This window comes from Kitasatospora sp. NPDC029367, assembly GCF_055569135.1.
In genome coordinates, this window is the sequence record NZ_JBVHYH010000163.1 from 1 (window position 1) to 1,912 (window position 1,912).

Annotated in this window: 2 protein-coding genes; both read right to left on the reverse strand. The window is 69.5% G+C overall.

Features of this window, described 5'->3' with window-relative positions; translation table 11 throughout:
• Positions 1–105 precede the first annotated feature (105 nt).
• Positions 106–777: a hypothetical protein gene (locus ACZ4W5_RS37965; protein WP_465659817.1), complete on the reverse strand. Its 672-nt coding sequence runs from the start codon at positions 775–777 to the stop codon at positions 106–108.
• Between the two features lie 55 nt (positions 778–832).
• A partial coding sequence (locus ACZ4W5_RS37970; RefSeq protein ID WP_465659819.1) for an RHS repeat-associated core domain-containing protein occupies positions 833–1,912 on the reverse strand: 1,080 nt, incomplete at its 5' end.

Here is a 1,912-nt window from a genome sequence, read left to right on the forward strand (position 1 = left end):
TCCTCCCCCCCCCCCCCCCCCCCCCCCCCCGCCCACCCCCCCCCCCCCCCCCCCCCCCCCCCCCCCCCCCCCCCCCCCCCCCCCCCCCGGGTCACGCTCAGCCGCTCAGCACTCCACGGGAACGTTGCCGTAGTCCTTCTCCATGGTGATGTCGAGGCGTTCCTCGGCCGACCCGCCGTCCCGCTGGACGGCCACGTGGTACCGGCCCTGGAGGTTCCTGGGGACGGCCACGGTGTAGACGGTGTGGAGCACACCGTCCACCGGGATCGAGTACCCGGCGCGGACCGGGAAGTCCCGCCCCTGGCAGGAGATGTGATCGACCGTCTCACCGTCGGCCATCAGCAGCACCGACCAGCTGCCTTCGAACAGGCTCGCGCCGACGAAGGTGCCGACTCCCGGAGTCGGCCGCTTGGCGATCTCCGCGAGCGGGACACAGCCCCGGGCGAGCACCCGGTCCGAAGCCGTGCAGATGTCACCGGTCTTCTCCGCCTGCCAGATCAGCTCCGGCCCGTAGCCGTTGCTGAACCGGAGCTCCGTGAACGCGTCACCGACAGGTGCCGTCCCTCTCTCCTTGGCTGTCCCCAGGATCAACTGCTTGACCTGGTCCGACCGGGCCGCCTGGTCCGACACCGTCGGGGTCGGCGTCGGCGTCGGCGTGGGAGTCGCCCCGGCGCCGGCGCCGGCCTGCCCGGACACCGTGGTGCACGCGCAGGCGCTGAACGCCAGACCCGCGACAACGGTGCGAAGCCTCCCGGTGACACCCCTCACACGGCTCATCCTCCTCCTTCGACCTTCTGTGATGCGGTGCCGGCCCACGATCGGCCCGGCACTGCTACGGCTCCTTGACGTCCTGCACCTGTGCCCCGGGCTGGTAGAGGACCGGGGTCCAGCTGCTGACGTAAACGGTCCCCCACGTCTTGGTCGTCGTCCTCCCGTCGTCGTAGTAGTACGTGGTCTCGTAGACCCGTCGGGTCACGATGGGCGACTTGCCGTACAACTGGTGGAGCACGGTGGGCCGCAGCGTCACCTTCTGGTCCACCGTCACCGAGTCGGTCTTCCCCTCGGTCGTCTGCGTGGTGTCCTCCGAGCCCCATTCCCAGTTGGCTTCGGTGTCCGCCCCGATCTCGACTCCGCCGATCTTGAACTTGACGCTTCCGTCGACCTTGTTGCTGTGGGAGAAGGTGTTCTTCTTCGTGACCTGCTTGCTCAACTGGGTCGCCTCCGTCGTGGAGATCCCCAGGACCACCGGGTCCAGCGATTCGGCCGAGCCGAAGTCGGTTCCGACGCTGTAGTCGACGGTGGGCTGCGCGTCGTGGCTGACCTCCCTCGTGGAGTGGCCGACGATGACGCCCCCCGGCCCTGCGGGGGCCGTCGGCACCTTCTTCTCCCGGTTGGGGTTCGGCAGGGGCTTCGACAGGCTCCTCTCGACGAACTTGACGTAACCCGCCCTGCGGATCGGTTCCGCCCTCTTGATCTCCGCCACGATCCGCTGGTAGTTCGGCCCGTCCTGCGTCGTGTCGACCACGGTGCCCATGTTGGAGCACTTGGCGAATCCGCTCGCGCACTCCTCCAGCGCCATGCCGGTGGGGTCGGTGTTGTTCACCGGGTCGTTGTTGCTGTAGGCGTACGCGTTCCACTGCTGCGGGTTGTCGGCCAGCATCAGCGGGTCCGGGCTGAGGAAGCGGCCGGTGCTGGGCTGGTACTGGCGGGCGCCCAGGTTGGTGAAGCCGGTCGCGTCGTCCTTCAACCCGTTGACGAAGCCCTTGTCGCCCGCCCACGAGGTCCCGCTGCCGGAGCCGCGCAGGACGCCGAAGGGATCGGTCCAGCGGCGGTTGACATCGGTGGTCGCCGAGTCGATGGACAGGGTGCCGGTGCCGTGCTGGTCGGCGAGCTGGTAGGTGAGCCTGGTCGG